At 65.1% G+C, this 26,745-nt stretch carries 30 protein-coding genes; 17 read left to right on the forward strand and 13 right to left on the reverse strand.

What is annotated here, in order from left to right; genetic code table 11:
• The first annotated feature begins 282 nt into the window (after window positions 1-282).
• The gene (locus AC24YW_RS30065; RefSeq protein WP_487486234.1) at window positions 283-2,064 is read left to right on the forward strand and encodes an ABC transporter ATP-binding protein; all 1,782 of its coding nucleotides are present in this window, start codon (window positions 283-285) and stop codon (window positions 2,062-2,064) included.
• A 13-nt stretch (window positions 2,065-2,077) separates the two neighbouring features.
• Here the strand turns inward: AC24YW_RS30065 and AC24YW_RS30070 are convergent, their stop codons facing one another.
• The gene (locus AC24YW_RS30070) at window positions 2,078-3,301 is read right to left on the reverse strand and encodes a polyhydroxyalkanoate depolymerase (RefSeq protein ID WP_487486103.1); all 1,224 of its coding nucleotides are present in this window, start codon (window positions 3,299-3,301) and stop codon (window positions 2,078-2,080) included.
• Window positions 3,302-3,468: 167 nt separating this feature from the next.
• Between AC24YW_RS30070 and AC24YW_RS30075 the strand changes: the two genes are divergently transcribed.
• A complete protein-coding gene (locus AC24YW_RS30075) occupies window positions 3,469-4,125 on the forward strand; it encodes a glutathione S-transferase family protein (protein WP_487486104.1) in 657 nt (218 codons plus the stop codon).
• 280 nt (window positions 4,126-4,405) lie between these two features.
• Here the strand turns inward: AC24YW_RS30075 and AC24YW_RS30080 are convergent, their stop codons facing one another.
• Window positions 4,406-4,630, reverse strand: coding sequence for a hypothetical protein (locus AC24YW_RS30080; protein WP_024339451.1), 225 nt, complete (start codon window positions 4,628-4,630; stop codon window positions 4,406-4,408).
• A gap of 183 nt (window positions 4,631-4,813) precedes the next feature.
• On the opposite strand from AC24YW_RS30080, the gene AC24YW_RS30085 reads away from it, so the two are divergent.
• Window positions 4,814-5,170: a hypothetical protein gene (locus AC24YW_RS30085; RefSeq protein WP_487486105.1), complete on the forward strand. Its 357-nt coding sequence runs from the start codon at window positions 4,814-4,816 to the stop codon at window positions 5,168-5,170.
• A gap of 9 nt (window positions 5,171-5,179) precedes the next feature.
• On the opposite strand, the gene AC24YW_RS30090 is transcribed toward AC24YW_RS30085, so the two are convergent.
• A complete protein-coding gene (locus AC24YW_RS30090; RefSeq protein WP_487486106.1) occupies window positions 5,180-6,283 on the reverse strand; it encodes a mandelate racemase/muconate lactonizing enzyme family protein in 1,104 nt (367 codons plus the stop codon).
• Between the two features lie 170 nt (window positions 6,284-6,453).
• Here AC24YW_RS30090 and AC24YW_RS30095 point away from each other — a divergent pair, with 170 nt between their 5' ends.
• From AC24YW_RS30095 to AC24YW_RS30115, 5 genes are all read left to right on the forward strand, one after another.
• Window positions 6,454-7,287 (forward strand): AraC family transcriptional regulator, encoded by an 834-nt coding sequence (locus AC24YW_RS30095; RefSeq protein WP_487486235.1) that lies wholly within the window; start codon window positions 6,454-6,456, stop codon window positions 7,285-7,287.
• 136 nt (window positions 7,288-7,423) lie between these two features.
• Window positions 7,424-8,350, forward strand: a complete 927-nt coding sequence (locus tag AC24YW_RS30100; protein WP_487486107.1) for an SMP-30/gluconolactonase/LRE family protein — start codon at window positions 7,424-7,426, stop codon at window positions 8,348-8,350.
• 118 nt (window positions 8,351-8,468) lie between these two features.
• Entirely contained in the window at window positions 8,469-9,062 is a 594-nt protein-coding gene (locus AC24YW_RS30105; RefSeq protein WP_025034446.1) for a GNAT family N-acetyltransferase, read from the forward strand.
• 16 nt (window positions 9,063-9,078) lie between these two features.
• Entirely contained in the window at window positions 9,079-10,725 is a 1,647-nt protein-coding gene (locus AC24YW_RS30110; RefSeq protein ID WP_487486108.1) for a GMC family oxidoreductase, read from the forward strand.
• A gap of 708 nt (window positions 10,726-11,433) precedes the next feature.
• Window positions 11,434-11,607 carry a hypothetical protein gene (locus AC24YW_RS30115; protein ID WP_487486109.1) on the forward strand — a complete coding sequence of 58 codons (174 nt, stop codon included), beginning with the start codon at window positions 11,434-11,436 and terminating at the stop codon, window positions 11,605-11,607.
• Between the two features lie 152 nt (window positions 11,608-11,759).
• Here AC24YW_RS30115 and AC24YW_RS30120 read toward each other — a convergent pair whose 3' ends face one another.
• Window positions 11,760-12,602, reverse strand: a complete 843-nt coding sequence (locus AC24YW_RS30120; RefSeq protein ID WP_487486110.1) for an AAA family ATPase — start codon at window positions 12,600-12,602, stop codon at window positions 11,760-11,762.
• 107 nt (window positions 12,603-12,709) lie between these two features.
• Window positions 12,710-12,955: a GlsB/YeaQ/YmgE family stress response membrane protein gene (locus AC24YW_RS30125; protein ID WP_036028526.1), complete on the reverse strand. Its 246-nt coding sequence runs from the start codon at window positions 12,953-12,955 to the stop codon at window positions 12,710-12,712.
• A 123-nt stretch (window positions 12,956-13,078) separates the two neighbouring features.
• On the opposite strand from AC24YW_RS30125, the gene AC24YW_RS30130 reads away from it, so the two are divergent.
• The 3 genes from AC24YW_RS30130 to sseA all read left to right on the forward strand — a co-directional run bounded on the left by AC24YW_RS30130 (window position 13,079) and on the right by sseA (window position 15,750).
• On the forward strand, window positions 13,079-14,254 hold the full coding sequence (locus AC24YW_RS30130) for a vWA domain-containing protein (protein WP_487486111.1): 1,176 nt from the start codon (window positions 13,079-13,081) through the stop codon (window positions 14,252-14,254).
• Between the two features lie 132 nt (window positions 14,255-14,386).
• Complete coding sequence (locus AC24YW_RS30135; RefSeq protein WP_275497021.1) at window positions 14,387-14,800, forward strand: rhodanese-like domain-containing protein; 414 nt, start codon at window positions 14,387-14,389, stop codon at window positions 14,798-14,800.
• Window positions 14,801-14,895: 95 nt separating this feature from the next.
• Complete coding sequence (gene sseA / locus AC24YW_RS30140; protein ID WP_487486112.1) at window positions 14,896-15,750, forward strand: 3-mercaptopyruvate sulfurtransferase; 855 nt, start codon at window positions 14,896-14,898, stop codon at window positions 15,748-15,750.
• Window positions 15,751-15,908: 158 nt separating this feature from the next.
• Here sseA and AC24YW_RS30145 read toward each other — a convergent pair whose 3' ends face one another.
• Window positions 15,909-16,673 (reverse strand): hypothetical protein, encoded by a 765-nt coding sequence (locus AC24YW_RS30145; protein ID WP_487486113.1) that lies wholly within the window; start codon window positions 16,671-16,673, stop codon window positions 15,909-15,911.
• A 367-nt stretch (window positions 16,674-17,040) separates the two neighbouring features.
• Between AC24YW_RS30145 and AC24YW_RS30150 the strand changes: the two genes are divergently transcribed.
• Window positions 17,041-18,237: a L,D-transpeptidase gene (locus AC24YW_RS30150; RefSeq protein WP_487486236.1), complete on the forward strand. Its 1,197-nt coding sequence runs from the start codon at window positions 17,041-17,043 to the stop codon at window positions 18,235-18,237.
• Window positions 18,238-18,293: 56 nt separating this feature from the next.
• On the opposite strand, the gene AC24YW_RS30155 is transcribed toward AC24YW_RS30150, so the two are convergent.
• A complete protein-coding gene (locus AC24YW_RS30155; RefSeq protein ID WP_487486114.1) occupies window positions 18,294-19,256 on the reverse strand; it encodes a D-2-hydroxyacid dehydrogenase family protein in 963 nt (320 codons plus the stop codon).
• Window positions 19,257-19,387: 131 nt separating this feature from the next.
• Window positions 19,388-19,603 (reverse strand): hypothetical protein, encoded by a 216-nt coding sequence (locus AC24YW_RS30160; protein ID WP_487486115.1) that lies wholly within the window; start codon window positions 19,601-19,603, stop codon window positions 19,388-19,390.
• A gap of 235 nt (window positions 19,604-19,838) precedes the next feature.
• Here AC24YW_RS30160 and ettA point away from each other — a divergent pair, with 235 nt between their 5' ends.
• Both ettA and AC24YW_RS30170 read left to right on the forward strand, forming a co-directional pair.
• Window positions 19,839-21,488 carry an energy-dependent translational throttle protein EttA gene (ettA, locus tag AC24YW_RS30165; RefSeq protein WP_487486116.1) on the forward strand — a complete coding sequence of 550 codons (1,650 nt, stop codon included), beginning with the start codon at window positions 19,839-19,841 and terminating at the stop codon, window positions 21,486-21,488.
• 7 nt (window positions 21,489-21,495) lie between these two features.
• Window positions 21,496-22,722 (forward strand): lytic murein transglycosylase, encoded by a 1,227-nt coding sequence (locus tag AC24YW_RS30170; protein WP_487486117.1) that lies wholly within the window; start codon window positions 21,496-21,498, stop codon window positions 22,720-22,722.
• A gap of 77 nt (window positions 22,723-22,799) precedes the next feature.
• Here the strand turns inward: AC24YW_RS30170 and AC24YW_RS30175 are convergent, their stop codons facing one another.
• Window positions 22,800-23,081: a hypothetical protein gene (locus AC24YW_RS30175; RefSeq protein ID WP_487486118.1), complete on the reverse strand. Its 282-nt coding sequence runs from the start codon at window positions 23,079-23,081 to the stop codon at window positions 22,800-22,802.
• A 210-nt stretch (window positions 23,082-23,291) separates the two neighbouring features.
• On the reverse strand, window positions 23,292-23,612 hold the full coding sequence (locus AC24YW_RS30180; protein WP_487486119.1) for a hypothetical protein: 321 nt from the start codon (window positions 23,610-23,612) through the stop codon (window positions 23,292-23,294).
• A 126-nt stretch (window positions 23,613-23,738) separates the two neighbouring features.
• Between AC24YW_RS30180 and AC24YW_RS30185 the strand changes: the two genes are divergently transcribed.
• From AC24YW_RS30185 to bfr, 3 genes are all read left to right on the forward strand, one after another.
• Window positions 23,739-24,053: a hypothetical protein gene (locus AC24YW_RS30185; RefSeq protein WP_487486120.1), complete on the forward strand. Its 315-nt coding sequence runs from the start codon at window positions 23,739-23,741 to the stop codon at window positions 24,051-24,053.
• Between the two features lie 161 nt (window positions 24,054-24,214).
• On the forward strand, window positions 24,215-24,487 hold the full coding sequence (locus tag AC24YW_RS30190) for a (2Fe-2S)-binding protein (RefSeq protein ID WP_036013202.1): 273 nt from the start codon (window positions 24,215-24,217) through the stop codon (window positions 24,485-24,487).
• Window positions 24,488-24,619: 132 nt separating this feature from the next.
• Complete coding sequence (bfr, locus tag AC24YW_RS30195) at window positions 24,620-25,108, forward strand: bacterioferritin (protein WP_487486121.1); 489 nt, start codon at window positions 24,620-24,622, stop codon at window positions 25,106-25,108.
• 131 nt (window positions 25,109-25,239) lie between these two features.
• Here the strand turns inward: bfr and AC24YW_RS30200 are convergent, their stop codons facing one another.
• The 3 genes from AC24YW_RS30200 to AC24YW_RS30210 form a co-directional block, all read right to left on the reverse strand.
• Window positions 25,240-25,842, reverse strand: coding sequence for an MSMEG_1061 family FMN-dependent PPOX-type flavoprotein (locus AC24YW_RS30200; protein WP_487486122.1), 603 nt, complete (start codon window positions 25,840-25,842; stop codon window positions 25,240-25,242).
• Between the two features lie 77 nt (window positions 25,843-25,919).
• The gene (locus AC24YW_RS30205) at window positions 25,920-26,273 is read right to left on the reverse strand and encodes a hypothetical protein (RefSeq protein ID WP_487486123.1); all 354 of its coding nucleotides are present in this window, start codon (window positions 26,271-26,273) and stop codon (window positions 25,920-25,922) included.
• 126 nt (window positions 26,274-26,399) lie between these two features.
• Window positions 26,400-26,741 (reverse strand): MmcQ/YjbR family DNA-binding protein, encoded by a 342-nt coding sequence (locus tag AC24YW_RS30210; RefSeq protein ID WP_487486124.1) that lies wholly within the window; start codon window positions 26,739-26,741, stop codon window positions 26,400-26,402.
• Between the last annotated feature and the right edge of the window lie 4 nt (window positions 26,742-26,745).

Below are 26,745 nucleotides of genomic sequence, written 5' to 3' on the forward strand. Positions count from 1 at the left end.
GGGCGTGATGGTGATGGCGACACCGGTGCAGCCACGAACTCCTCTTACCTCTCCCGCTTGCGGAAGAGGTCGGCGCGTTGCGCCGGGAGAGGGCTATCTCCCCTTGGGGGTTCTCGCCTGCGGAGACACCCTCTCCCCAACCTTCCCCCGCAAGCGGGGGAGGGAGCGCACCTTCTTCGCGGCAGGCCGTGAGGTCTACCTGTGACCAGCGCCGCGACCAAACCCATCGCCACCAACGCGCAGGCCGCGGTGCTCTCCGTTGCCGGCCTCACCACCTCATTCATGCTTGAGCGGCAATGGATTCCCGTCGTCCGGAACGTCTCGTTCGACATCGCGCCCCGGGAAACCGTGGCGATCGTCGGCGAGTCCGGCTCGGGCAAGAGCGTCACCGCGCTGTCGATCATGCGGCTCGTTCCGAAGGAGATCGGCCGGGTCGAGGGCCGGGTCATGCTGGCGGGGCGCGATCTGCTCGCGCTGCCCGAGGCTGATATGAAGGATATCCGCGGCAACGACGTCGCCATGATCTTCCAGGAGCCGATGACGAGCCTCAATCCGGTGCTCACCATCGGCTTCCAGATCGCGGAAGCGCTGATCCAGCATCGCGGCCTGTCGCGCGCGGCAGCGGAGGCGGAGACCGTCCGCCTGCTCGATCGCGTCCGCATTCCTGCGGCTTCATCGCGCTTCCACGAGCATCCGCACCGTTTCTCCGGCGGCATGCGTCAGCGCGTGATGATCGCGATGGCGCTGGCCTGCAAGCCGAAGCTTCTGATCGCGGACGAGCCGACCACCGCGCTCGACGTCACCATCCAGGCCCAGATCCTCGAGCTCTTGAAGGAGCTTCAGCAGGAAGAGGGGATGTCGATCCTCTTCATCACCCACGACATGGGCGTGGTCGCCGAGATCGCCGACCGCACCGTGGTGATGTATGGCGGGCAGGCGGTAGAGACGGACGCGACCGCGCGCGTCTTTGCCGCGCCCGCGCATCCCTATACACGCGCACTGCTCGCGGCCGTGCCGCGGCTCGGCTCGATGGACGGGCGGACGCGGCCGATGCGCTTTCCGGTCGTCGACAAGGTGACGGGTACCTCGGACGAGCCGGCCGAGACGCCCGATACGGTCTCGCCCGCCGAGCGGCCTCTACTGGAAGTCTCAAACCTCACGACGCGCTTTCCGATCCGCTCGGGCCTGTTCGGCAAGGTCTCGGGCCGCGTCCATGCGGTCGAGAACGTCTCCTTCACGTTGCGCGCCGGCGAGACGCTGGCGCTGGTCGGCGAATCCGGCTGCGGCAAGTCGACCACCGGCCGCTCCATCCTGAAGCTGACGCAGCCGGATAGCGGCACGGTCCTGATCGACGGCCAGGATGTGCTGGCCATGAACGGCCGGGCTTTACGCGATGTCCGCAAGCACATGCAGATCGTGTTTCAGGATCCGTTCGCGAGCCTCAATCCGCGCATGTCGGTGGGAACGGCGATCGCTGCGCCCTTGCTCGCCAACGGGCTCGCGACGGCGTCGCAGGCGCGCGACAAGGTCGCCGACCTGCTCGTCCGTGTTGGCCTTTCCGCCGACATGGCCGCGCGCTTCCCGCACGAATTCTCCGGTGGACAGCGCCAGCGCATCTGCATCGCGCGCGCGCTCGCGCTCGGGCCGAAGCTGATCGTCGCCGACGAAGCGGTGTCCGCGCTCGACGTCTCGGTCAAGGCGCAGGTCGTCAATCTGATGCTCGATCTGCAGGCCAGCATGGGCCTCGCTTATCTCTTCATTTCCCACGACATCGCCGTGGTCGAGCGCATGAGCCACCGCGTCGCCGTGATGTATCTCGGCGAGATCGTCGAGATCGGCCCGCGCGCAGCCGTGTTCGGCGATCCGCAGCATCCCTATACGAAAAAGTTGATGGCCGCGGTGCCGGTGCCCGACCCGTCACGCCGCGGCACCCGGCGCCAGGCCTCGAACGACGAGATCAGAAGCCCGGTCCGCACCCCGGACTACCAGCCGCCGGTGCGGCAATATCGCGAAATGTCGCCCGGCCACGTGGTGCAGGTGTGGGGCGAGGAGTGGTCGGGCTGAGGCTGCCGTTCCCTCACGAATTCACGTGCACGAAATCCCGCAGCAGCGGATAGATCTCGTTGTTCCAGCGCTTGCCGGAGAACACGCCGTAATGGCCGACGCCGGCCTGCATGTGGTGGACGCGGCGATAGGCGCGCACGCCGGTGCAGAGGTCCTGGGCGGCGAGCGTCTGGCCGATCGAGCAGATGTCGTCCTTCTCGCCCTCGACCGTCATCAGCCCCATGCGGCTGACGGCTTTGGTGTTCACGGGACGGCCGCGATGCATCAGCTTGCCTTGCGGCAGGAGATGCTCCTGGAACACGTCGCGCACGGTCTCGATGTAGAACTCGGCCGGCAGATCCATCACGGCGAAATATTCGTCGTAGAACGTCTTGATGGTCGCGGCCTTCTCCTTCTCCCCCTTGGCGATGTGGTTGGCGAGGTCGAGATGCTGCTTGATGTGGCGCTCGAGATTCATCGAGACGAAGGCGGTGAGCTGCACGAAGCCGGGATAGACCTTGCGCAGGGCGCCGCGGCACTGCACCGGCACGTAGTTGATGAGATTGCGCTCGAACCATTCGATCGGCTTGCTCTTGGCGAACTCGTTGACCCTGGTCGGCTGGATGCGCGTGTCGATCGGGCCGGCCATCAGCGTCAGCGTCGCCGGGCGCGAGGGATGGTTGTCCTCGCACATGATCGCGGCGGCCGCGAGCGCGGAGACCGACGGCTGGCAGATCGCCACCATGTGCGGGCGCGGCCCGAGCTGCCCGAGGAAATCGATCAGGTGCTCGGTGTAGTCGTCGAGCCCGAAGCGGCCCTCGCTGCGCGGAATGTCGCGCGGATTGTGCCAGTCGGTGATGTAGACGTCGTGGTCCTGCAGCAGCGTCTTCACCGTGCCGCGCAGCAGAGTCGCGAAATGGCCGGACATCGGCGCCACCAGCAGCATGCGCGGTTGCTCGCCGACGCCTTCTTTCTTGAAGTGCAGCAGCGAGCCGAACGGCGTCGCATAGGCGATCTCCTCGCTGACCCCCACCTCGCGGTTGCCCACCATGACGCTGTCGATGCCGTAGGCAGGACGGTCGTAGGTGAGGGTAGAGCGCGAGATCAGCTCCAGCGCGGCCGAGAGCCGGCCGACCACCTGGTCCGATGAGCCCTGAGGCACCAGATTGAGGAATTTGAGTGCGGACGAAGCCCCCGCGCGCCATGGCGCCGTCAGGTCCATGTGGTTCTGAAAAGCCTGATAATACATCGACATCATACTGAAGCGCCCACTTGCCTCCTGTCGTGATGCAATATCGAAGCCAGACGGGAGCCGGACCGCCCGGAAAATTGGCACGTCGCTTGCTGCGCGCCTTGGGCGGGTAGGCACAGATTACGGGCACGCACGCGCGGCGGTGCGTTGCCCAGGCGTGAGGGAAGGGCTCTATGGCGAAGGCGACACTGACCATCAGCAGCAAGAACTACTCGTCCTGGTCGCTGCGTGGCTGGCTGCTGACGAAATTCTCCGGGCTCGACTTCGAGGAGATCGTCACCGCGCCGGACGATCCGTCGGCGCGTGCCGAGATCCTGCTGCTGTCGTCCTCGATCCTGGTGCCGTGCCTGCGGCACGAGGGCGCCGTGGTCTGGGACACGCTGGCGATTGCCGAATATCTCAACGAGGTGATGCCGGACGCCGGCCTGCTGCCTGATGACCGCGTCCAGCGCGCCCATTGCCGCTCCATTTGCGGCGAAATCCATTCCGGCTTCACCACGCTGCGCGCCTCGCTGCCGGTCAATCTGAAGGGGCACTTTCCCGGCTTCAAGATCTGGTCGCGGGCGCAGGCCGATATCGACCGGGTCTGGTTCATCTGGCGCGACTGCCTGGAGAGATCGGGCGGTCCCTTCCTGTTCGGCGCGAAGCGCACCATGGCGGATGCGATGTACGCTCCCGTCGTGACGCGCTTCGTGACCTACGACGTCAAGCTCGCACCGCCGCTGAAAGCCTATGCCGACACCATCATGGCCATGCCCGAGATGCAGGAATGGGTCGCGGCGGCGAAGGAGGAGCCGGCCGAGATCGAGGAGCTCGAGGTCGAATATTAGGCAGGCGTCGCACGGCCCTGCCTGTTTCAGGGGCGGCGGTCATCCGCTGTGGACCGCAGCGCTATGCCTTTGCAACAATTAACCTTTGGACCCGGAGACAGGCGCCTGCGATCCGGCCGGCTGCGCAGATATTGTGCGCGCCTGCCGAACCGCGTCGACATCTAGTCGTGAACAAATGCGTACAAGGCGTTTCGGCTGATTCGGACGTGATTCGTTCGGGCCGCGTTCCGAAGGTTAAAGCGCAGCGCGGCCCCGTCGCATTTTGAAACAGAGAACGCCTTCAGGCGGCCCCGCGCTGCTTCACGCGGGGCAGGCGCCAGCCGATCACGGTTGCTTCCACCGCAATCCCGGCCTCGTGGTTTTGCCAGCGTCCCTCGACATAGCGGCAGGCGAACGGCAATTGATATGTCCCGCTGTGATCCTCGCACAGCACTTCGAGTGGCAGGCCCGGCGGTGGTTCTCCGGCGCCGTCGAATTCCGCCAAACGTCTATCGCGCGTTGCCATTCCAAAAATCTCCCCTAAACAAAGCCGCGGAGAGTGCCCACTTCGTCCGCGTGCGGTTCACTGCTCCCCGTCCCAGGGGAACGAGCCCAAGCTCAACGCGAGAATGCGGTGCGAGTGTGGTAGCCTCACGCAGCAGCGCGCAAACAGCGCACATTGATGTGATCGACTGGCCGAGGAACTTTCATGCTGCTTCGAAACGCCGGCATTTGTTTCGCAATGTTGCTGCTCGCCACGCTGGCGCCTCTGCCGGTGCTCGGGCAGGACGTGCCTGGCATCGAGATCTGCACGGTCGAGAAGACCATGGAGCGCCGCACCAGCTGCCTCCAGAGCAATGTCGACTTCCTGCAGAAGACGATCACCAAGCTCTCCCTCGATCATCAGCAGAAGCTCGATGCGGCGGGTCGCCAGATCGATGCGTTGAAGACGGCCATCGCCGGCCTGCAGAAGACGCTTCTCGATCTCCAGGCTGCCCAGGCGAAGACCGCCGAGGATCTGAAGAAGAAGCAGGACGCGCCGCCGCCGAAGGATGCTGCGAAATAGGCGCGCCGATCACGCCACGCGATAGCGCTCCATCACGCCACGATCGGGCTCGTAGCCGAGCCCGGGTCCTGCGGGCACCGCGACATGGCCGCTTGCATCGACATCGGCGCGGCCGCCCCAGAGGCAGGCTTCACGCTTCAGATAGAACATCTCGACCAGCCCGTCGTCGCGCGTCGCGAGCAGATGCAGCGTCGCCAGCAGGCCCGGGCCGAAGTAAGGAGAGTGCGGCACGATCTTGACGCCGGATCGATCGGCCAAGCCTGCGACCTTCAGGAATTCCGTGATGCCGCCGACCTTGATGACTGACGGCTGGGCGTGGCTGACCGCGCCCGCCTCCATCATCTGGCGGAATTGATATTCGGTGCAGGCATTCTCGCCGGCGGCAATTCCGAGCCCGCTCTTGCTGCGCACCTCGGCAAGCGTGGCGAAGTCTTCCGGCGGCCAGACCGGCTCCTCCAGAAACATCGGCTGCGCGTCGCGGCATGTCTTCGCGAAGGCGATCGCCTGCTCCCCGGTCAGCGGGCAGTTCATGTCGACCATCAGCGGAACGTTGGGGCCGATCGCTTCGCGCGCGGCGAGCACCGCGGGCATCGTGGTCTCGTGCAGCTTGATCGCGCCATAGCCGAGCGCGAGCGCTTTTCTGCATTCGGCGGCGATGTTGTCGGGCGCGCCGATCCGGAGCAGGCTCGCGTAAGCCGGAATCGCCGTGCGCCTGATCTCGCCCAGCAGGCGATGCAGCGGCACGCCCGCGGCCTTCGCGGCCAGGTCCCAAAATGCGATATCGAGGCCGGAGATCGCGAACATGGTGATGCCGTAGCGGCCGAACAGATGCAGGTTGCGCTGGATCTGCTCCATCAATGCGGCAATGCCGGCCGCATCGGGCACCTTCAGCCCGCGGGCCTGCGGCGCGATCATCTCCTCGACCGCGCTGCGCGTGGTGCGCGGACAGACATAGGCGAAAGCATCGCCCCAGCCGGTCAGCCCGGCATCGGTCGTGACCTCGACCAGCACCATGTCCAGCGCCGTGATGGCGGAAGCGCCCTGGCGGAAGCTCGCGACACCGGCGTCATAGGGGATGCGGATGTGGTGCGCGCGCACATCGGTGATGTCCATCCCGTTTCCTCTTTCTCGTGAGCGGTTCGGACGAGTGTAGCCACGAACACCGGGGCGTTGCCAGTGGCCGTTGGCCGGCTAACCTCATGCGAAGCACAGCAATGCCGATCAAGCGGAGCGGGCATGACCGGCGCACCATCGCGGTGCTTCGAACGAGGGCCCAAATCGCCATGAATCCAGCCCAGCGCGCGCTCTGGTATATCGAAAGCCATCTGGCCGAGCCGATGACGCTCGACGAGATCGCTGCGATCTCGGGCGTGTCGCGGTTCCACATCGTGCGTGCGTTCGCCGCAGCCGTCGGTCTGCCGGTGATGCGCTACGTGCGCGCGCGGCGGCTGAGTGAGGCGGCGCGCCGTCTGGCAAAGGGCGCACCCGACATCCTGTCGCTGGCGCTGGAGGCGGATTACGGCTCGCACGAAGCTTTCACCCGCGCGTTCCGCGACCAATTCGGCACCACGCCCGAAGCGGTGAGGGCGGCAGCGTGCGTCAACCAGCTCAGGCTACAGGAGCCGATCCTCATGGACTCCACCATGCTCGATACCCTCGCCCCACCGCGCTTCGAGACCGCCAAGGCTTTTCTCATCGCCGGTCTCGCCGAGCGCATCTCCTGCGACAATGGTGCCATGATCCCTGGTCTATGGCAGCGCTTCAATCGGGAGGTTGCCGACATTCCCGCGCGCATCGGTAACGTCGCCTATGGCGTCTGCTGCAACGGCGATGATGCCGGCAATTTCGACTACATCGCCGGCGTCGAGGTCGCCGATTTCTCCGACCTGCCGCGCCGCTTCGGCCGCATCCGCATTCCAGAGCAGCGCTATGCGGTGTTCACGCACGAGGACCACGTCGCCTCGATCCGCCGCACCGTCAACACGATCTGGAATCAATGGCTGCCGGCGTCCGGCCTGAAAGCCGCGGATGCGCCGAACTTCGAGCGCTATGACGAAAAATTCGATCCGGCGACTGGCAACGGCGGCTTCGAAATCTGGATACCGGTGCGGGAGTAACACGCAACGCTGGCATACCGTCCCGCTTGCTTGGCAAGCTCCGGCGACTTTGCCATAACCGCAGGCAAATCTTGCCTGCGGAGCTCCGTGCTGGACACCCCGCGCAAGCCATAACAAGCAGCCGGGAGGGTCTCCAATGTCCAACGTCCGCGTTCTCGCCACCGACCTCGAATTTCCCGAAGGGCCGGTCGTGATGCCGGACGGTTCGGTGGTGCTGGTGGAGATCCGCGGCCAGCGCCTGACCCGCGTTTACCCCGACGGCCGCAAGGAGATCGTGGCCAGGATTCCCGGCGGCCCGAATGGCGCCGCGCTCGGGCCCGACGGCAAGATCTACATCTGCAACAATGGCGGCTTCTCCTGGATCCCGGCCGGCAAGATGATCATGCCGGGTCCGCAGCCGGACGATTATCTCGGCGGCGCGATCCAGCGCGTCGACCTGCAATCCGGCAAGGTCGAGACCGTCGTGACCAAATGCGGCGCGCACGATCTGCGCGGGCCGAACGACCTCGTCTTCGACAAGCACGGCGGCCTCTGGTTCTCCGATCTCGGCAAGCGCCGCGCGCGCGAGATGGACGTCGGCGGCATGTACTACCTCAAGCCCGGGATGAGCGAGATCGTCGAAGTCGTGCACGGCGTATTGCCGGCCAACGGCATCGGCCTGTCGCCGGACGAGAACATTGTCTACATCGCGGAAACGCCGACCGGGCGGCTCTGGGCCTATGAGCTCTCGGCGCCGGGCACGCTCAAGCCGCGCGATCCGATCTATCGCGGCGAGCGCGGCAAGCCGATCTGCGGCCTCGGCGGCTACCAGATGTTCGACTCGCTCGCGGTGGAAGCTGGCGGCAATGTCTGTGTCGCCACGCTCGTCTCCGGCTGCATCTCGGTGATCGCGCCCGACGGCACCTTGATCGAGCAGGTCCCGACCGGCGACCGCGTCACCACCAACATCGCCTTCGGCGGCCCCGAGCTGAAGACCGCCTACATCACGCTGTCGGGCAGGGGCGAGCTGATCGCCATGGACTGGCCGCGCGGCGGATTGCCGCTCAATTTCCTAAACAAGTAAACGGTGCTAGTTACCGTCATTGCGAGCGAAGCGAAGCAATCCAGGAATGCGTCAGCGGTGACAGTCTGGATTGCTTCGTCGCTTCGCTCCTCGCAATGACAACGGAGAGAGACTTCAAATGCCCTGGCCCGATCCCATCACCCTGCGCGGACAGCACGCCCGTCTCGAGCCGCTGTCGCATGATCATCGCGAGGGGCTGGTCGAGGCGGTCAAGGACGGCGAGCTGTCGAAGCTGTGGTACACCGCGATCCCGCTGCCGGAAAACATGGGCAAGGAGATCGACCGCCGCCTGGGCCTGCAGGCCGCGGGCTCGATGCTGCCCTTCACCGTGTTCGACGCCGGCGGCACCATCGTCGGCATGACCACCTACATGAACATCGATGCCGCCAACCGCCGCGTCGAGATCGGCTCGACCTGGTATGGCAAGAGCGCGCAGCGCGGCCCGCTCAACACGCAGTGCAAGCTGCTGCTGCTGCGCCATGCCTTCGAGACGCTGAACTGCATCGCGGTCGAGTTCCGCACGCACTTCTTCAACCACCAGAGCCGCCGCGCCATCGAGCGCCTTGGCGCCAAGCAGGACGGTATCCTGCGCAGCCACCAGATCGCGCCGAACGGCACCTTGCGCGATACGGTCGTCTACAGCATCACCGCCGCCGAATGGCCGACGGTGCAGGCGCATCTGGAATTCCAACTCAACGACAAGCCGCGCTAGGGGCGGCCGAGGGACCATGGATAGATTTGATTATGTGATCGTCGGCGCGGGCTCCGCCGGTTGCGTGCTCACCAGCCGGCTCAGCGAGGATCCCAACACCAGCGTCTGCGTGCTCGAGGCGGGCCCGTCCGACTGGCACCCCTACATCCATCTGCCGGCGGGGTTCATCAAGACCTTCCACATGAAGAGCATCAACTGGGCCTACCAGCAGGAGCCCGGTCCCTGGACCGGCGGGCGCAGCATCTACGCGCCGCGCGGCAAGACGCTCGGCGGCTCCTCCTCGATCAACGGCCACATCTACAATCGCGGCCAGCGCATGGATTTCGACACCTGGGCGCAGATGGGCAATCGCGGCTGGGGCTATGCCGACGTGCTGCCCTACTTCCGGCGATTGGAGAAGCGGATCGGCGAGGGCGAGGAGACCTATCGCGGCCGCGACGGCAACCTCATCGTCACCACCATGAACTGGCGCGATCCGCTCTGCGAGGCCTTCATGGAAGGCGCGGTCTCGCTCGGCATTCCCCGCAACCCCGATTACAACGGCAAGACCCAGGAAGGCGTCTCCTACTGCCAGCGCACCATCAACAACGGCCTGCGCGTCTCCGGCGCCACCGCGTTCCTCAAGCCCGCGATGAAACGGCCGAACGTGCATGTGCGCACCCATGCGCACGCGACCGAGATCATCTTCGAAGGCAAGCGCGCGGTCGGCGTGCGCTACAGCAAGGGCGGCCGCGGCGGCCAGCCCGTCGAAGTGCGCGCCAACAAGGAAGTGATCCTCTCCGGCGGCACCTATAATTCCCCGCAGCTCCTGCAGCTCTCCGGCATCGGCTCGCCCGATCTGCTGCAGCAGCACGGCATCGCCGTGCGTCACGCGCTGCCGGTCGGCGAAGGCCTTCAGGACCATTACGCCCCGCGTACGGTGGCGCGGGTCAAGGACATCAAGACCATCAACGAGCTCCGCCGCGGCTGGCGGCTCTGGGTCGAGGCGATGAAATGGGCGACCGCGCGCCGCGGCCTGCTGTCGCTGTCGCCGACCATGGTCTATTGCTTCTGGCATTCCGGCGAGAGCGCCGAGAGCTCCGACCTGCAGCTCACCTTCACGCCGGCGTCCTACAAGGAAGGCGTGCAGGGCCAGCTCGAGGACGAGCCCGGCATGACGGTCGCATCCTGGCAGCAGCGGCCCGAGAGTCGCGGCTATGTCCGCATCCGCTCATCCGATCCGTTCGCGCCGCCTGTTATCCAGACCAATTATCTTGACGCTGAGCTCGACCGCCGCGTCATCGTCGGCGGCATGAAGCTCGCGCGCAAGCTTTTGAAGTCCGCACCGCTCTCGCCCTATTACGCCTACGAGGATTTTCCCGGCCCCAACGTCAACACCGACGACGAATTCCTGGCAGCCGCCACCCAGCGCGGCACCACCACCTTCCACCCCGGCTGCACCTGCCGCATGGGCCCGGCGGATTCGACCTGGGCGGTGGTCGACGACCAGCTCCGCGTCCACGGCCTCGAAGGCCTCCGCGTCATCGATGCCTCCGTGATGCCGCGTATGATCTCGGCGAATTTGAATGCGTCCACGATGATGATCGCGGATCGTGCCTCCGACCTGATCCGCGGCAAGCAGCCAATGGAAGCCGCAAGGATTCCGGACACGGCGGTGGCGTGAGGCGCGACTGCGTAGGGTGGGTTGGCGTAGCGTAACCCACCACTTCTGCCGATGCAGAAACGAAAGAGGTGGGTTACGCTGAACGCTAACCCACCCTACGAGACCGGCTGTGTCGCTGCCCCGTCAACCCATTCTCGCAAAATATTCCACTTTACCGAAATTCGGAATTGCGGCATAAGTCGAAACAGCCCGGCCCGACGAAGAGGGGCGGTTCGCGAGTCGTTCGAAACGCGGGCCGGGTTGCGGTGGACGCGGCAGCGTCGGGCACGAAGGCAAGGGCAGGGCGGATTGCTCTCCGTGAGCCCAAACGTCGTGCGGACGAACGGCGCTGACAGGTTCGTCCCGTCAGGTCTTCGATGGCAATGTGCACAAGGCCGTCGGAGCCGGTGGGGTCAAGCGAACCGCGCGTACGGCAAAACCGTGTGGTCCTGGCCGTCGTTGCTACGGTCAAGCTCTTGCGGAGGCGGCAATCGCGTCAACCGGCGCGAAGGCCGGTGAATTCCGCGAGGCGCGAGGGAGGCCAGAAGGAATTCGGCTCCCGGGAGAGCGCGGCATAAGCCGTCCGACCATCGCGCAGGGAAGGCCGTGTGTTCGGCACCACCTGTATGCTGCTGTGCGGTTTTCTGCGTGCACCTTTTGCGCAGCAGACCGCGGGTGCGAGGTCAGCACCCGGCCTTCCCTGCGCCCTCTTTCTTTAGGGGCGACGGAATGAAGCAAAGCTCGGGCGAGATGAGCCGCGAGGTTGCGAAGGTATGTCTGCAAATTGAATTACCAGCGGAGAACGGCGCCGTTGCTCCTTTGCTCGGTCATTGCGAGCGCAGCGAAGCAATCCAGAAGCTCTCCGCGGAGGGACTCTGGATTGCTTCGCTGCGCTCGCACTGACGGGATCTGGAGGCTGCTCGCGACACGCTCGATATCGTAGGGTGGGCAAAGCGAAGCGTGCCCACGATCTGCATCCATCACGGAGGAACGGTGGGCACGGCGCTATGCGCCTTTGCCCACCCTACGACACCGTGCGACGCGTTACGGCGTGCCTACACTTCCCGCCGGCTCAGGAACGCCAGCCGCTCGAACAGGTGCACGTCCTGCTCGTTCTTCAAGAGCGCGCCGTGCAGCGGCGGGATCAGCTTGCGCGGGTCGCGTTCGCGCAGCTGCTCGGCGCTCATGTCCTCGTTGAGCAGCAGCTTGAGCCAGTCGAGCAGCTCCGAGGTCGACGGCTTCTTCTTCAGCCCGGGCACCTCGCGCACCTCGAAGAAGATCCGCAGCGCCTCCTCGACCAGGCGCTTCTTGATGCCGGGGAAGTGGACGTCGACGATGCGGCCCATCGTGTCGGCGTCGGGGAACTTGATGTAGTGGAAGAAGCAGCGGCGCAGGAACGCGTCCGGCAGCTCCTTCTCGTTGTTGGAGGTGATCATCATGATCGGGCGCTGCTTGGCCTTGATCGTCTCGCCGGTCTCGTAGACATGGAATTCCATGCGGTCGAGCTCGAGCAGCAGATCGTTGGGGAATTCGATGTCGGCCTTGTCGATCTCGTCGATCAGCAGCACCGGGCGCTGCTCGGCCGTGAACGCTTCCCACAGCTTGCCACGCTTGATGTAGTTCCGGATGTCGGACACCCTGGCATCGCCGAGCTGGCTGTCGCGCAGGCGCGACACCGCGTCGTATTCGTAGAGGCCCTGCTGCGCCTTGGTGGTGGACTTGATGTGCCAGGTCAGTAGCGGCGCGTTCAGCGCCTTCGCCACTTCCTCCGCCAGCACCGTCTTGCCGGTGCCGGGCTCGCCCTTGATAAGGAGCGGGCGCTCGAGCACGATCGAAGCGTTGACGGCGACCTTGAGGTCATCGGTCGCAACGTAGTCCTTGGTGCCGGTAAATTTCATTGCGCGTCCTTGTTGGTCGTCGTCGCGAGGCATTGCCAGTGTCAATGGCCTCGGTCACGACAAGCGAACGGCCGCTCGCGGCGGCCGTTCCTGGTTCGGTCAGGCTTTCAGACCCGTTTTATCAGCGAAAGGATGACGAGCACAATCACCGCGCCGATGGTGGCGTCGACGATGGCGCCGATCGTGCCCGTTGCCAGCTGGATGTGCAGCTGCGGCAGCACCCAGCTCGCCACCAGCGCGCCAATGATGCCGACGACGATATTGCCGATCAGCCCAAATCCCGCCCCGTGGACAATCTTGCCCGCGAGCCAGCCTGCGATCGCGCCGATGATGAGCGCTGCGAGAATTCCCATTGCAAACGTCCCCAAAACAACCCCGTGAGGCCGGCAATTCTAGAGCAAAAAGCCTGCCGGTCCAGCGCTCAGGGACGATCGGCGCCCCTTGACGTCAGCCACCCGACGGGCAATCTGTCACCCATGTTCCTGCAATTCTTCACCTCTCTGCGCGATGCGCAGGTCCCCGTGACGCTGCGCGAATACCTCACGCTGATGGAGGCGCTCGACGCTGACCTTGCGGACTACACGGTCGAGAATTTCTATTACCTGTCGCGCGCCTCGCTGGTGAAGGACGAGCGCAATCTCGACAAGTTCGACCGCGTCTTCGGCACCGTGTTCAAGGGGCTGGAAAGCCTGCTCGACGCCATGGAGAAGGCCGAGATCCCCGAGGAGTGGCTGAAGAAGCTCGCCGAAAAGTACCTCACCGAGGAAGAGAAGAAGCAGATCGAGGCCATGGGCTGGGACAAGCTCATGGAGACCCTGAAGAAGCGCCTCGAGGAGCAGAAGGGCCGGCATCAGGGTGGCTCGAAGTGGATCGGCACCGCCGGTACCTCGCCGTTCGGCGCGCACGGCTACAACCCCGAAGGCGTGCGCATCGGCCAGGAGAAGAACCGCAACAACCGCGCCGTGAAGGTGTGGGACAAGCGCGAGTTCAAGGATCTCGACGGCAATGTCGAGCTCGGCATTCGCAACATCAAGGTCGCGCTGCGCCGCCTGCGCAAATTCGCCCGCACCGGCGCGCCCGACGAGCTCGATCTCGACACCACCATTCGCGAGACCGCCAATCACGGCTATCTCGACGTGCACATGCGCCCCGAGCGCCGTAACGCGGTGAAGCTGCTGGTGTTCTTCGACATCGGCGGCTCGATGGATGCGCATATCGAGCAGGTCGAGGAGCTGTTCTCGGCGGCGAAGAGCGAGTTCAAGCACATGGAGTATTTCTACTTCCACAACTGCCTCTACGAGGGCGTGTGGAAGCAGAACAAGCGCCGCTTCACCGACCGCACGCCGACCTGGGACGTGCTGCACAAATACCCGCACGACTACAAGGTCGTGTTCGTCGGCGACGCCTCGATGTCGCCTTACGAGATCATGGTGCCCGGCGGCTCGGTCGAGCATGTCAACGAGGAGCCCGGCTCGGTCTGGCTCGACCGCATCATCCGCACCTATCCGCATACGGTGTGGCTCAACCCGGTGCAGCAGAAGCACTGGGACTATTCGGAATCCACCACCATCATCAAGCGCATCTTCGCGGGTCGGATGTATCCGATCACGATCGAGGGGCTGGAAGCTGCGATGAAGGAATTGACGCACTAGCTTCATCCACCGTCATTCCGGACGGCCGCAACGCGGCCGATCCGGAATCTCGAGATGGAGTGTGACGATCGAGGTTCCGGGTTCGATGCTGCGCATCGCCCCGGAACGACGGAGGAAAAGAAGGGAAGACTTATGCCCCAGACCATCACCCGCGGCATCAAGGCGCTGATCGACGAGGCCAATGCCGAGATCGAGACGCTCACCGCCAAGGACGCGATCGAGATCTCCAAGAATGGCGACGTCGTCATCGTCGACATCCGCGATCCCCGCGAGATCGAGCGAGAGGGGCGCATCCCCGGCGCCTTCGCCTGCACGCGCGGCATGCTCGAATTCTGGATCGACCCGCAGAGCCCGTACGCAAAGCCGATCTTCCAGGAGGACAAGAAGTTCGTGTTCCATTGCGCGGGGGGCCTGCGCTCCGCGCTCGCGGCCAAGACCGCGCAGGACATGGGTCTCAAGCCCGTCGCCCACATCGCCGGCGGCTACGCCGCCTGGCGCGATGCCGGCGGGCCCACGGAGAAGTGGGAGCCGAAGAAGAAGGGGTAAACTTTCACACGCGGGCTTGACCCGCGTGTCCATCATTTCAAGAAGGATGGATGGCCGGGTCAAGCCCGGCCATGACGATTGGAGAGTATAGAAGCATGGCCACCGACCCCCTCGTCTCCACCGAATGGCTCGCCGCTCATATCGGCGATGCCGACGTCAAGATCCTCGACGCCAGCTTCAAGCTGCCGGGCGTGCTGCCGCTGCCGAAGGACGATTATCTCGCCGCGCATCTGCCGGGCGCCGTGTTCTTCGACGTCGATGCGGTGTCGGATCATTCCAACCCGCTGCCGCACATGTTTCCGAGCGCGGAGCAATTCGGCCGCGACGTCGGCAATCTCGGCATCGGTAACAGCGACACCGTCGTGCTTTACGATGCCGGCGGCTGGGTCGCAGCGCCGCGTGCGTGGTGGATGTTCCTGTCCTATGGCCACAGCAACGTACGCATCCTCAATGGCGGCCTGAAGAAGTGGCGGGCCGAGGGGCGCGCGACCGAGAGCGGCGAGGTCAAGCCGAAGCCTGCGACCTTCAAGGCGAGCTATGATGCCGACCGCGTGCGCAGCATGCAGCAGCTGATCGCCAATCTCGAAAGCCGCAAGGAGCAGGTGATCGACGCGCGCGCTGCCGATCGCTTCGAAGGCCGCGCGCCCGAGCCGCGTCCGGGCATCCGCTCCGGCCACATTCCCGGTGCCCGCAACGTGCCCTACAATCTGCTGTTCGATGCCACCACCGGCGAGATGAAGCCGCTCGACGAGCTCCGCGCCGCGTTCACGAATGCCGGCGTCAAGCTGGATGCGCCGATTGTGACGAGCTGCGGCTCCGGCGTCTCCGCCGGCGTGCTGACGCTCGCGCTCTATCGCCTCGGCATCACCGACACCGCGCTCTATGACGGTTCGTGGTCGGAATGGGGCCAGGTCGGCGGCCCGGCCATCGCGACCGGCCCGACCCGCTGAAGGCGCGCTCCCTCGCCCCGTTCTTACGGGGAGAGGGCTGGGGTGAGGGGCCTCTCTCCGCACGATGAGACTATCGAGGGACCTGTACCCCCTCACCCGGAATCCGCGCGACGCGCGCATTCCGACCTCTCCCCGCAAGCGGGGCGAGGTGAAGAAGATCACCGTGTGCGTGCGGTCGTTGTTGTCGCGAAAGCCGGCTGCTGCTGACCGAACGGATCGAGCTGCTGCTGCACCTGCTGAGGCGGCGGACGCCGAACGACGCGGGGCCGCTTCTTGGCCTTCGCCTTGCGCTTGGTCGCCTTGCTGTCCGGCTTGCTGCTCTCGGCCTTGCTGTTCTCGGTTCTGGCCTTCGCCGGCGCATCCGCCGCTGCAGCGTTCAGCGCGGCGAGCCTTGCGGAGGCGACTTCGAGCGCTGCGGCGGCCTGCGCGGGGTCGACCGGTGCCGGCTCGCTGGCGGTTGCGGCAGGCTTGGCCTCGGGGATCGCCGCCGTGGTGTCGGCGGGGGTCAGCGTATCGATGGAAGCAGGCGCCGCGGCCGCCACGGTCGGCTCGGGCTTGTCTGGTTCGATCGCCGGCATTTCAACCGGGGGCGCGACCGCCTCGGGCTGGACGTCGGTCTCGGTCGTGAGTGCGGCCACCTGTTCGGGCTCGCTCAGGGGCAGAGCGATGGTCGGCACCTGGTCGCGGAGCGATGGCGTGGTCTCGGCGGGCAGCTCCGGCTCGGCCCGCAGCACCGCGAGCACCGGGTGGGCCGGCTCGGGCGCCTGCGCAAACACCCGCTCCTGCGGGCCGTTCCGCCAGCCGGGGTTGCTGGCATATTGCTGATGGGTCGCCCGCAGCAGCGCGGCGGCCCCTAGGCCGAACACCAGGATGGAGGTTGACAGCAGGATCGCGGCAAACAGGAAGCGAAAGCCGGGAAGCATCGAGCGATTGCGAATTTCCGCCCCGGCGGCGGAGTGGCCGGGGCCCAAGAGCCATCTGAACGCGGTGACGGTACTGCTTGCCGCGTTCGCCACGCGGGATCGGAGCTCAAAAAGGTGGCGAATCAGGCTGATTCGACCATATCGCAACGCCTCCGCATCGTTCCGTTAAAATCGCGGCCGACCATCGCGCCAATCGAAGGCGCGATACGATTTCAGCCCCGTGATGCAACGGGGCAACGGTAGTCTTGCGGATCACAAAACGGCAAATCCGGCGCAAATAAGCCTGATATGTCTTGAATGTGCCGCTATCTTCCGTCATCTGGCCGTTAACGGTCCGATCGGGCTTGGGGACTATACAAGAGCGATGATGATCAAACACTTTCTGACGATATGCGCTGCCGCAACAGTCGCTGCGGCGGGAACCTCGCTCGCTCAGGCTCAGAGCTATCCGATCCAGCAGGTGCCCGGCTATGGCGCACCGGCCGAATACCGGCCCGGTGACCGCATGCCGAATTTCGACGCGCTCGACGACGATGACGACGCGATGCCGCACGCCTCGTTGCCGCCGCCCGGTCCGGCCGATGACCCGCGCTACGGCCGTCCGATGGGCGCGCCTCCGGTCTATTCGGCTGCGCCGCCGCAAGGCCCGGTGATGTCGCCGGATGATCCGCGTTACGGCCGCCCGGCTGGCGCCCCGCCGGTCTATTCGGCAGCGCCGCAGGGCCCCGTGATGTCGCCCGACGATCCCCGGTACGGCCGGCCCGCCGGCCCGCCGGCGGTGATCTATGCCGACCGTCCGCCTCAACAGCCGCCCGCCAATGATGGCCTGCGTCCGCCCGAGGCCGTCGGCGGTCCCGCCGCGACCGGCACGGTCCAGGCCGGGCAGCCGCCGGTCGGCACCGATGGCCGTCCGGTGACCTTGGCCGCGCTGCCGCCCGAGGAGCAGCCCGATGCCGCGCCGGTGCAGCTGCCGCCGAACCTGCGTCGTCAGGAGGTTGCGTTCCAGACCAAGGAGCCGGCCGGCACGCTCGTGGTCGATACGCCCAACACTTACCTCTATTACGTGCTCGGAGGCGGCCGCGCGATCCGCTACGGCGTCCGTGTCGGCCGCGACGGCTTCACCTGGACCGGCGTGCAGAAGATCACCCGCAAGGCCGAGTGGCCGGATTGGCATCCGCCGACCGAGATGATCGAGCGCCAGCCCTATCTGCCGCGCTTCATGGCCGGCGGCCCGGGCAATCCGCTCGGCGCCCGCGCGATGTATCTCGGCTCGACCGTGTACCGCATCCACGGCACCAACCAGCCCTCGACCATCGGCAAGTTCGTCTCGTCGGGCTGCATCGGCATGCTGAATGAGGACGTCTCCGACCTGTTCGATCGCGTCAAGGTCGGCACCCGCGTTGTCGTGATGCCGGGCGGTCCGCCGCCCGGAACGGCGACGGCCTCCGCCACGCCGACGCAGAGCGCGGCCGGGCCGGCTCCGATGTCCGCCCAGGCGGGCCCGGTCCCGGGGACGCAGCCCACCGTCGTGCCGCCGCTGCCCGCGCCGGTCACGGTGCGCTGAGCGTTCCGCCAGAGCTTGGATTGCAATGGGCGTGCCTCGGCACGCCCATTGTCGTTTCAGGCCAGCTTCCGCGGCAGCTCGCCGCTTTTGGTGAAGGCGTCGATCGCCTCGACCATCTGGCCGTAATGGATGCGCAGACCATCCGTGGTGGCGTAGCCCAGATGCGGCGTCAGCACGAGATTGTCGAGCTTGCGGAAGGGATGGTCGACCGGCAGCGGCTCGACCGAGAACACGTCCAAGCCGGCACCTGCGATCTTGCGCTGCTGCAAAGCTTCCAGCAGCGCCTGCTCGTCCACGATCGGCCCGCGCGCGGTGTTGACCAGGAAGGCCGTCGGCTTCATCCGCGCAAGATCGGCGCGGCTGACAAGGCCACGCGAGCGCTCGCTCAAGACCACGTGGATGGTGACGATGTCGGCCTTGGCGAACAGCTCCTCCTTGCTGGCGTAGCCGACGCCAGCAGCCGCGCACTTCTCCGGCGTCAGGTTCGGGCTCCAGGCGATCACGTTCATGCCGAACGCTTTCGCGATCGCGGCCATCTTGCTGCCGAGCTTGCCGAGTCCGACGATGCCGAGCGTCAGGCCTTCGATCTCGACTCCGGCAAATGTCTGCCAGGACTCGCCCGCATGCATGCGCGCGTTCTCTCGGCCGATGCCGCGGGTCAATTCCAGGATCAGGCCCATGGCGAGCGGCGCCGTCGGATCGCGCGAATACTGTGTGCCGCCGATGACGATGCCGCGCGCCTTCGCGGCCTCGATGTCGATCGCGGCGTTGCGCATGCCCGACGTCAGCAGCAGCTTCAGCTTCGGCAGGCGATCGAACAGGCTCTCGGGAAACGCCGTGCGCTCGCGCATCGCGCAGATGATTTCGAAGTCGGTGAGCGCACTGGCTGCGGCCTGCTCGGAGGCGAAGGGGTGGCTGAACACGGTGACGTCGACGCGATCCGACAATTTCGGCCAGTCGGCGACGTCGAGGGCGAGATTGAAATAGTCGTCGAGGATTGCGCAGCGCAGCCGGCTCATCAGCGTTCATCCATGGCGAGAGGTGAGGGCGCCGGGCGGGCGCCGCCGTCGGACCCTGGCCCATGGTTGCGCGCAATCGCGCCAGCGCGCAAGCGGCCTGCGTCTTCAAAAGTCCGATAGGAGATCGTCGCTCAGACGTCGCGGGGCTTCAAGCGGAACGGTGCATCCATGCCGTGCTTGGCACGCCAGGCGGGGCCGGGACCGCGCATGTAGTGCAGCTCGGGCCGGTAGGGATTGAAGGCGGTGGCGAAGAAGCGCTTCCAGAAGGCCTTGATCTCCGAGGCGAACCCGGAGTCGCGCCCGGCTCCTGCCGGAACGGGAAGAGAATGGGTCTCGATCAGAGCCATGATGCGGCCTCGCTGTGCTCCCCGTTCGTTCTGAGCGGGTGGCGCTGTTTCCGCGCGAAACCGAGCTTTGGCCTGATTTATTAAAAGATGGTTTCAATTGTCCGGATCGGTGGCCGGATGGTGTCCGTCCCGTATTCATCCGTGGTGAACGGACGGAAAACGTTGCCCTTTGGGGGCAGGATCGTTACATCGCTGGCAAAGCAAATTTCCTCAAATCGAAGGTTTCACGGGACCGATGGCGCGCCAGTTCATCTATTTCATGCAGGGCCTGACCAAGAGCTATCCGACCCGGAAGGTGCTCGATAACATCCATCTGAGCTTCTACCCGGATGCCAAGATCGGCGTGCTCGGCGTCAACGGCTCGGGCAAGTCGACGCTGCTCAAGATCATGGCAGGCCTCGACAAGGAATATACCGGCGAAGCCTGGGTCGCCGAGGGCGCCCGCGTCGGCTATCTCGAGCAGGAGCCGCAGCTCGATGCCAAGCTGACGGTGCGCGAGAACGTGATGCAGGGCGTCGCCAAGCAGAAGGCGATCCTCGACCGTTACAACGAACTCGCGGTCAACTATTCGGACGAGACCGCCGACGAGATGACCAAGCTGCAGGACGAGATCGAGGCCCAGGGCCTGTGGGATCTCGACAGCAAGGTCGACCAGGCCATGGACGCGCTGCGCTGCCCGCCCGATGATGCCGACGTGACCAAGCTCTCGGGCGGTGAGCGTCGCCGGGTCGCGCTGTGCCGCCTGCTGCTCGACCAGCCCGAGCTCTTGCTGCTGGACGAGCCGACGAACCATCTCGACGCGGAATCCGTGTCGTGGCTGGAAGGTCACCTGCGCAACTATCCCGGCGCGATCCTGATCGTCACCCACGACCGCTACTTCCTCGACAACGTCACGGGCTGGATCCTCGAGCTCGACCGCGGCCGCGGCATCCCCTACGAGGGCAATTACTCGTCCTGGCTGGTGCAGAAGCAGAAGCGTCTGGAGCAGGAGGGGCGCGAGGACGCCGCGCACCAGAAGACGCTCGCGCGCGAGCAGGAATGGGTGGCATCCTCGCCGAAGGCACGCCAGGCCAAGTCGAAGGCGCGCTATCAGCGCTATGAGGAGCTGCTCAAGAAGGCGAGCGAGAAGCAGACCCAGGCCGCGCAGATCATCATCCCGGTGGCCGAGCGGCTCGGTGCCAACGTCGTCGATTTCGAAGGCCTCAGCAAAGGCTTCGGCGATCGGCTGCTGATCGACAATCTCACCTTCAAGCTGCCGCCCGGCGGCATCGTCGGCGTGATCGGTCCCAACGGCGCCGGCAAGACCACGCTATTCAGGATGATCACGGGCCAGGAGAAGCCGGACTCCGGCACGATCACGGTCGGCGAGACCGTGCATCTCGGCTATGTCGACCAGTCGCGCGACGCGCTCGATGGCAAGAAGACCGTGTGGGAGGAGATCTCCGGCGGCAACGAATTGATCCTGCTCGGCAAGAAGGAAGTGAATTCGCGCGGCTATTGCTCGGCGTTCAACTTCAAGGGCGCGGACCAGCAGAAGAAGGTCGGCGCGCTCTCGGGCGGTGAACGCAACCGCGTCCATCTCGCCAAGATGCTGAAGTCTGGCGCGAACGTGCTGCTGCTCGACGAGCCGACCAACGACCTCGACGTCGACACGCTGCGCGCGCTCGAAGAGGCGCTGGAGGATTTTGCCGGCTGCGCCGTCATCATCAGCCACGATCGCTGGTTCCTCGACCGCATCGCGACGCACATCCTGGCCTTCGAGGGCGAGAGCCATGTCGAATGGTTCGAAGGCAACTTCCAGGACTACGAGAAGGACAAGATGCGCCGGCTTGGCCAGGACAGCATCATTCCGCACCGCGTGAAGTACAAGAAGCTGACGCGGTGATGGCGGCATGATGCGACGGGCGCTCATCGCTGTGGGGATCGTCATCGCCTGCAGCTGGTCGCCCGTCCACGCTGCCGACGCCGCCTTCACGCAGTTCATCGCCTCGTTGTGGCCGGAGGCCCAACAGGCCGGCGTTTCGCGAGCAACGTTCGATGCGCAAACGCGCGGGCTCGAGCCCGATTACAAGCTGCCCGATCTGCTCTTGCCCGGGCGGCCGGCGCTAGGTGCGCCATCGCAGGCCGAGTTCGTGCAGGTGCCGTCCGATTACGTCAAGGAAGCCTCGATCGCGCGGCTGGCCGGCGAGGGGCAGCGGCTGCTGCAGAAATATCGCACGACGCTGACCGAGATCGAGAAGAGCTCCGGCGTGCCGGCAACAATGATGCTGGCGATCTGGGGCCGTGAGACCGATTACGGCCGCTACACGCTGCCTTATGATCTTGTTCGTGTGCTGGCGACGCAAGCCTATGTCGGGCGGCGCAAGGATCAGTACCGCAACGAGTTCATCCTCGCGCTGAAGCTCCTCGGCGAGGGCGTGGTGACGCGCAAGGACATGCGCTCGTCCTGGGCGGGGGCCACCGGGCTCACGCAATTCCTGCCGTCCGAATATTACAAGCATGGCGTCGATTTCGACGGCGATGGCCGCATCGACATCTGGCACTCCGTGCCGGATGCGCTGGCCTCGGCTGCGCAGCAGCTCGTCAACAAGGGCTGGCAGGGCGGCGTGCGCTGGGCCTACGAGGTGCAGGCGCCGGCGAAAGTCGATTGCACGACGGGCGTGCCGGAGGTGACGAAGCCGATCGGCCAATGGCTGCGCGAGGGTTTTGTCCCGGTACGCGGCCAAAAGCTCAGCGCCGCCGAGCAGGCGCAGCCGGCCTCGCTGCTCCAGCCCGAAGGCATCTATGGTCCGTCGTTCCTGACCACGAAGAACTACTTCGTCATCAAGGAGTACAATTTCTCCGATCTCTACGTGCTGTTCGTCGGCCATCTCAGCGATCGCATGACAAGCCCGCTGCCGTTTGCAACGCCCTGGTCGGCTTCGAAGCAATTGCGCACCAAGGACGTCGAGACCATGCAGCGCGGACTCACCCGCATCGGGCTCTACAAGGACAAGATCGACGGCAAGGCCGGCATGCAGACGCGTGCGGCGCTCGGCGCCTATCAGAAGTCGGCGGGACTCAAGGTCGATTGCTGGCCGAGTGAAGAGGTGCTGCGCGCGATCCAGGCTGCGCGGTAGCGTGCGCAAACAAAAAGCCCGGCCGATGCTCTCGGCCGGGCTTCGATCGCCGCGCTCATGAGCGCGTTGCGATCAGATCAGTAGCAGACGCGAACCGGCCGGCTGACCCAGCCGTAGCCGTCCCAATAGCGCTCGCGGCGCCAGTAGCAGGGCGCGGGCGGCGGGGGCTCGGCGATGTAAACGGGGCCGCCATAGGCGGGACGGCTGGAGGCAATGGCGCCGCCGACGATCGCGCCGCCGATCAAGCCGGCCGCGATGCCGGCACCGACGCCGTTATCGGCCTTGGCCGGCGGGGTTGCAGTCACCAGCGAACCGGCGACTGTCGCAACCGTCAGGGCGGCAACTAAAGTCTTGTTCATGCTCTTGGCTCTCCTGGGAGATGGGTTCCTCCTGCGAGAGGCGCCCGGGTTTCAAAGGTTCACGCACACTCTGATGGAATTGGCCTTGCAGCTAGGAAGCGCGCAAATGGTCAACCCACGGTAAACGCACACGGAGCTGTGACGAGAAAAAGCGGTCTTTTTCAGGCCCTGAGATGAACGGCACATCCGTAGTCGACCGGCGTGGCGCGCTCAGCCGCAGACACGGACGCGACGGACGCGCCAGGCATAGCCATCCCAGAAGCGTTGCTTCTGCCAGACGCAGCCGCCGTAATAATCGTCGGCAACATAGCCTGGACCAGGGGCGTAATAGCGCGGCGGGTAGTAGCCCGGCCCATAGTAGCCGTAGCCGGGCCCGTAATAATACGGAGAAGCCAGCGCGCTGCCGACAATGGCGCCGCCGATGATCCCGGCCGCCACGCCTGCCGCGACACCGCGCTGGGCATGGGCCGGCGTTCCGGCCGTCAGGGCCAGGGTGGCGACGGCAGCGACCGCCAGGAGCGACTTCTTCATTGCTTGACCTTTCAGACGAACACGCGGGAACCGTTTGGGCCGCAAGGTTCCATATTTCGCTTGAATGATCAATGAACGGCACCTTTGCCGGAGACGACCAATTGGTATGGGTCCCCACCGGAGACGATGATGGGCAACGCGATGGTCAATGCTTTGATTGGGGCCGGGATCGTTTTCGCGATCGGCTACGGCTGGATCGCACATCTCCAGAACCGCGCACGGCGCTCCCGCGCCACCGCCGGCAGCCGCGGAGGGAGTAGTGGGGACAGCACCTATTCCGGGACGAATGACGGCTTCGCGCTGGGAAGCTGGTTTTCCGGCGGCAGTTCCGGGAGCTCTAGCGACGGCGCAAGCTGTTCGAGCAGCGATAGCGGCAGCAGCAGCGGCGGCGACTGCGGAGGCGGTGGCGACGGCGGAGGAGGAGGCGGCGGCGGCGACTAGTCCTGGTACAATCTTGATCCAGCGCAACCGCTTGTTTTAGAGCCGTTCTAGGCTTGGATCAGGCCAGTTTGGAATAGCTTCAAATACCGGTTTTTCCTTTTGCATCCGGCGGGCCTGTTAAATATCGATGATGGCACATCACCGAAGGGCCTGCCGCTTCCATGATCGTTTGTTCCTGTAACGTGCTGAGCGATGATGATATCCGCGCCGCCGTCGCCGAGTCCGACGACGCCGTGCGGCATGCCAAACAGGTCTATGGCTGTCTCGGCTGCAGCGCAGAATGCGGCCGCTGCGCCCGGACGATCAAGAGCATCATCGACGAAGCGCTTGGCCCCTGTGCGCAGTCTTGCTGCGCCGGCTGCCCGCATAGCCACACCGTGGCCGCCAACGACGAGACCGCCGAACCCGCCGAGTTCGCCCTCGCGGCTTGCTGAAAACTCCGCAACTCCGGCTGAGCTTTTCCCCGGCTGGGTTCCCGTAGCCGGTTGCTCTCGCTCGCAAAGTGATTTAGAAACGTTCTAAACTCGGTTTGGGACCGATTTGGACTGCAAGAGCTGGAGTGAACCATGCAGGGCGACGCAAAGGTCATCGACTATCTCAACAAGGCGCTGCGTCATGAACTGACTGCGATCAATCAGTATTGGCTGCATTACCGCTTCCTCGACAATTGGGGACTGTTGGACATGGCCAAGGTCTGGCGCAAGGAATCCATCGAGGAGATGGAGCACGCCGACAAGCTCACCGAGCGGATCCTGTTCTTCGACGGCTTTCCGAATATGCAGGTGCTGGACCCCCTTCGCATCGGCCAGAACGTCAAGGAAATCATCGAGTGCGATCTCGCCGCCGAGATGAGCGCGCGGGCACTCTATCAGGAAGCGGCGACCTACTGTCACAGCGCCAAGGACTATGTCACACGCGACCTGTTCGAGAAGCTGATGAGCGACGAGGAGCACCACATCGACTTCCTCGAGACCCAGCTCGATCTGATCGGCCGCATCGGCCTTGAGCTCTACACCCAGAAGCATGTCGGCGGGCTCGAGGGCGACGGGCACTAAACTCGGGCCCCGGCTACCTCCATCGCCATGACCGGGCTTGACCCGCCTGCGCGGCCGAAGCCGCTTCGGCGAGGCGAAAGCCCGGCCATCCACGTGTTCCGCACGACGCTTCGTTTTGCGGAACCGCTCGGCTACAGCTGCGTCTTGTAGAGCTCTTCCACGGCCTCATGGCTCGCCGGCTCGCCGAGGCCGGTCTGGTCGTGAATGACCGTGACGATGCTCGGCATCACCGAGCGCGGCATCTTCTCCGACGACCACAGCTTCGAGCGCATCAGCGCCTTGCCGCAATGGAAATAGACCTCGCTGACCGCGACATTCAGCACCGCGCGCGGCGGCTTGCCGAATTCCTCCATCGAGGCGAGCAGATCCGGCTCGGCCGACAGCGTGCCACGTCCGCCGACGCGCAGCGTCTCGTCGATGCCCGGAACGAAGAACAGCAAATGCACGAAGCCTGAGCCTTCGACCACGTTGCGGAAACTGTCGATGCGGTTGTTGCCGGAGCGGTCGGGCATCAGCAACTGGTTGGGGCCGGCGACGCGGACGAAGCCGATGCCGCCGCCGCGCGGCGAAGCGTCGACGCTGCCGTCCGCTCCCGACGTCGCGAGCACGCAGAATGGCGACATCTCGATGAATTTCCTCGCATGCGCATCGATCGCGGGCCGTGCCTTCGCGATCACGCGCGGGCTCGGCTTGGCATAGATGGTGGCGAGGTCTTCGGCGCTAAGATCGGTCAACGGCGTGCCTCCACTTCAGCTTGGCTTCAAGCTACCCGATCGGGCCGTCGTCAGCCAATGGAAATCACCAAGGCGCGTTACACCGCATCCGCCGGCACGAAGCAGCTGATGACGATGGAGCCGCGGTGGTGGACGTACCACACCACCGCCTGGCCGACCGGATTGCCCTGGTCGCGGATGATGGCGCGTCCGGGCACCTCCATCCATTGTCCCTCGATCGGCACCCAATAGGCGCCATTGCGCACGTCGTATTCGGTGCGATGCCCGTCGGAGATGTCGCAGCAGGGCACGCCGTTCGGCGCAATCACGCTCTTGAACCAGGCGCGGATGTCGGGCGGGACGTGATCGTATTGGCCATTGTCGCGCGCGAACGCAACGTTTGCCAGTGCCGTCGCCGCGATCAGCCAAACGCACATTGCGAGCCTTCGCATGCGATCCTCCGCCGCATTCCGATTCGTATCGTTGATGCGATTAAGCCCGAGCTGTCAGCGCATTGCATGCTCAAATAATATGCGCGCGAGAGGCGCGGCGCATGATGCGTTGCGGCATGACCTTCGCTATGGCGCCTCGATCGCGGCGAGGAGCGATTTTGGCGCGGCATTGCGCCAGGCCATTTCGAGCGCGCTTCGCAGCGTCACCTGATCGACCTTCGCCAGCTTCACATTCGTGCTGCCGTTCTTGCCCCAGGCGCCGGGCACGGGCCGAAACATCGCCGGCTCCGCATCGACGAGCATGGCCTGCTGGTCCGGCGTCAGCTTCACCATACCCCATGTGTCATCGGGATAGCCGATCGTCGCGAACACGCGCTTGCCGACGCGGAAGTCGGCATGGCCGTGATGCGCGCCCTCGATGACACCGGGAAGCGCGAGTGCAGCCTTGCGAAAGCGGGCTTTCGACATATCG

Source organism: Bradyrhizobium sp. USDA3516 (genome assembly GCF_057651995.1).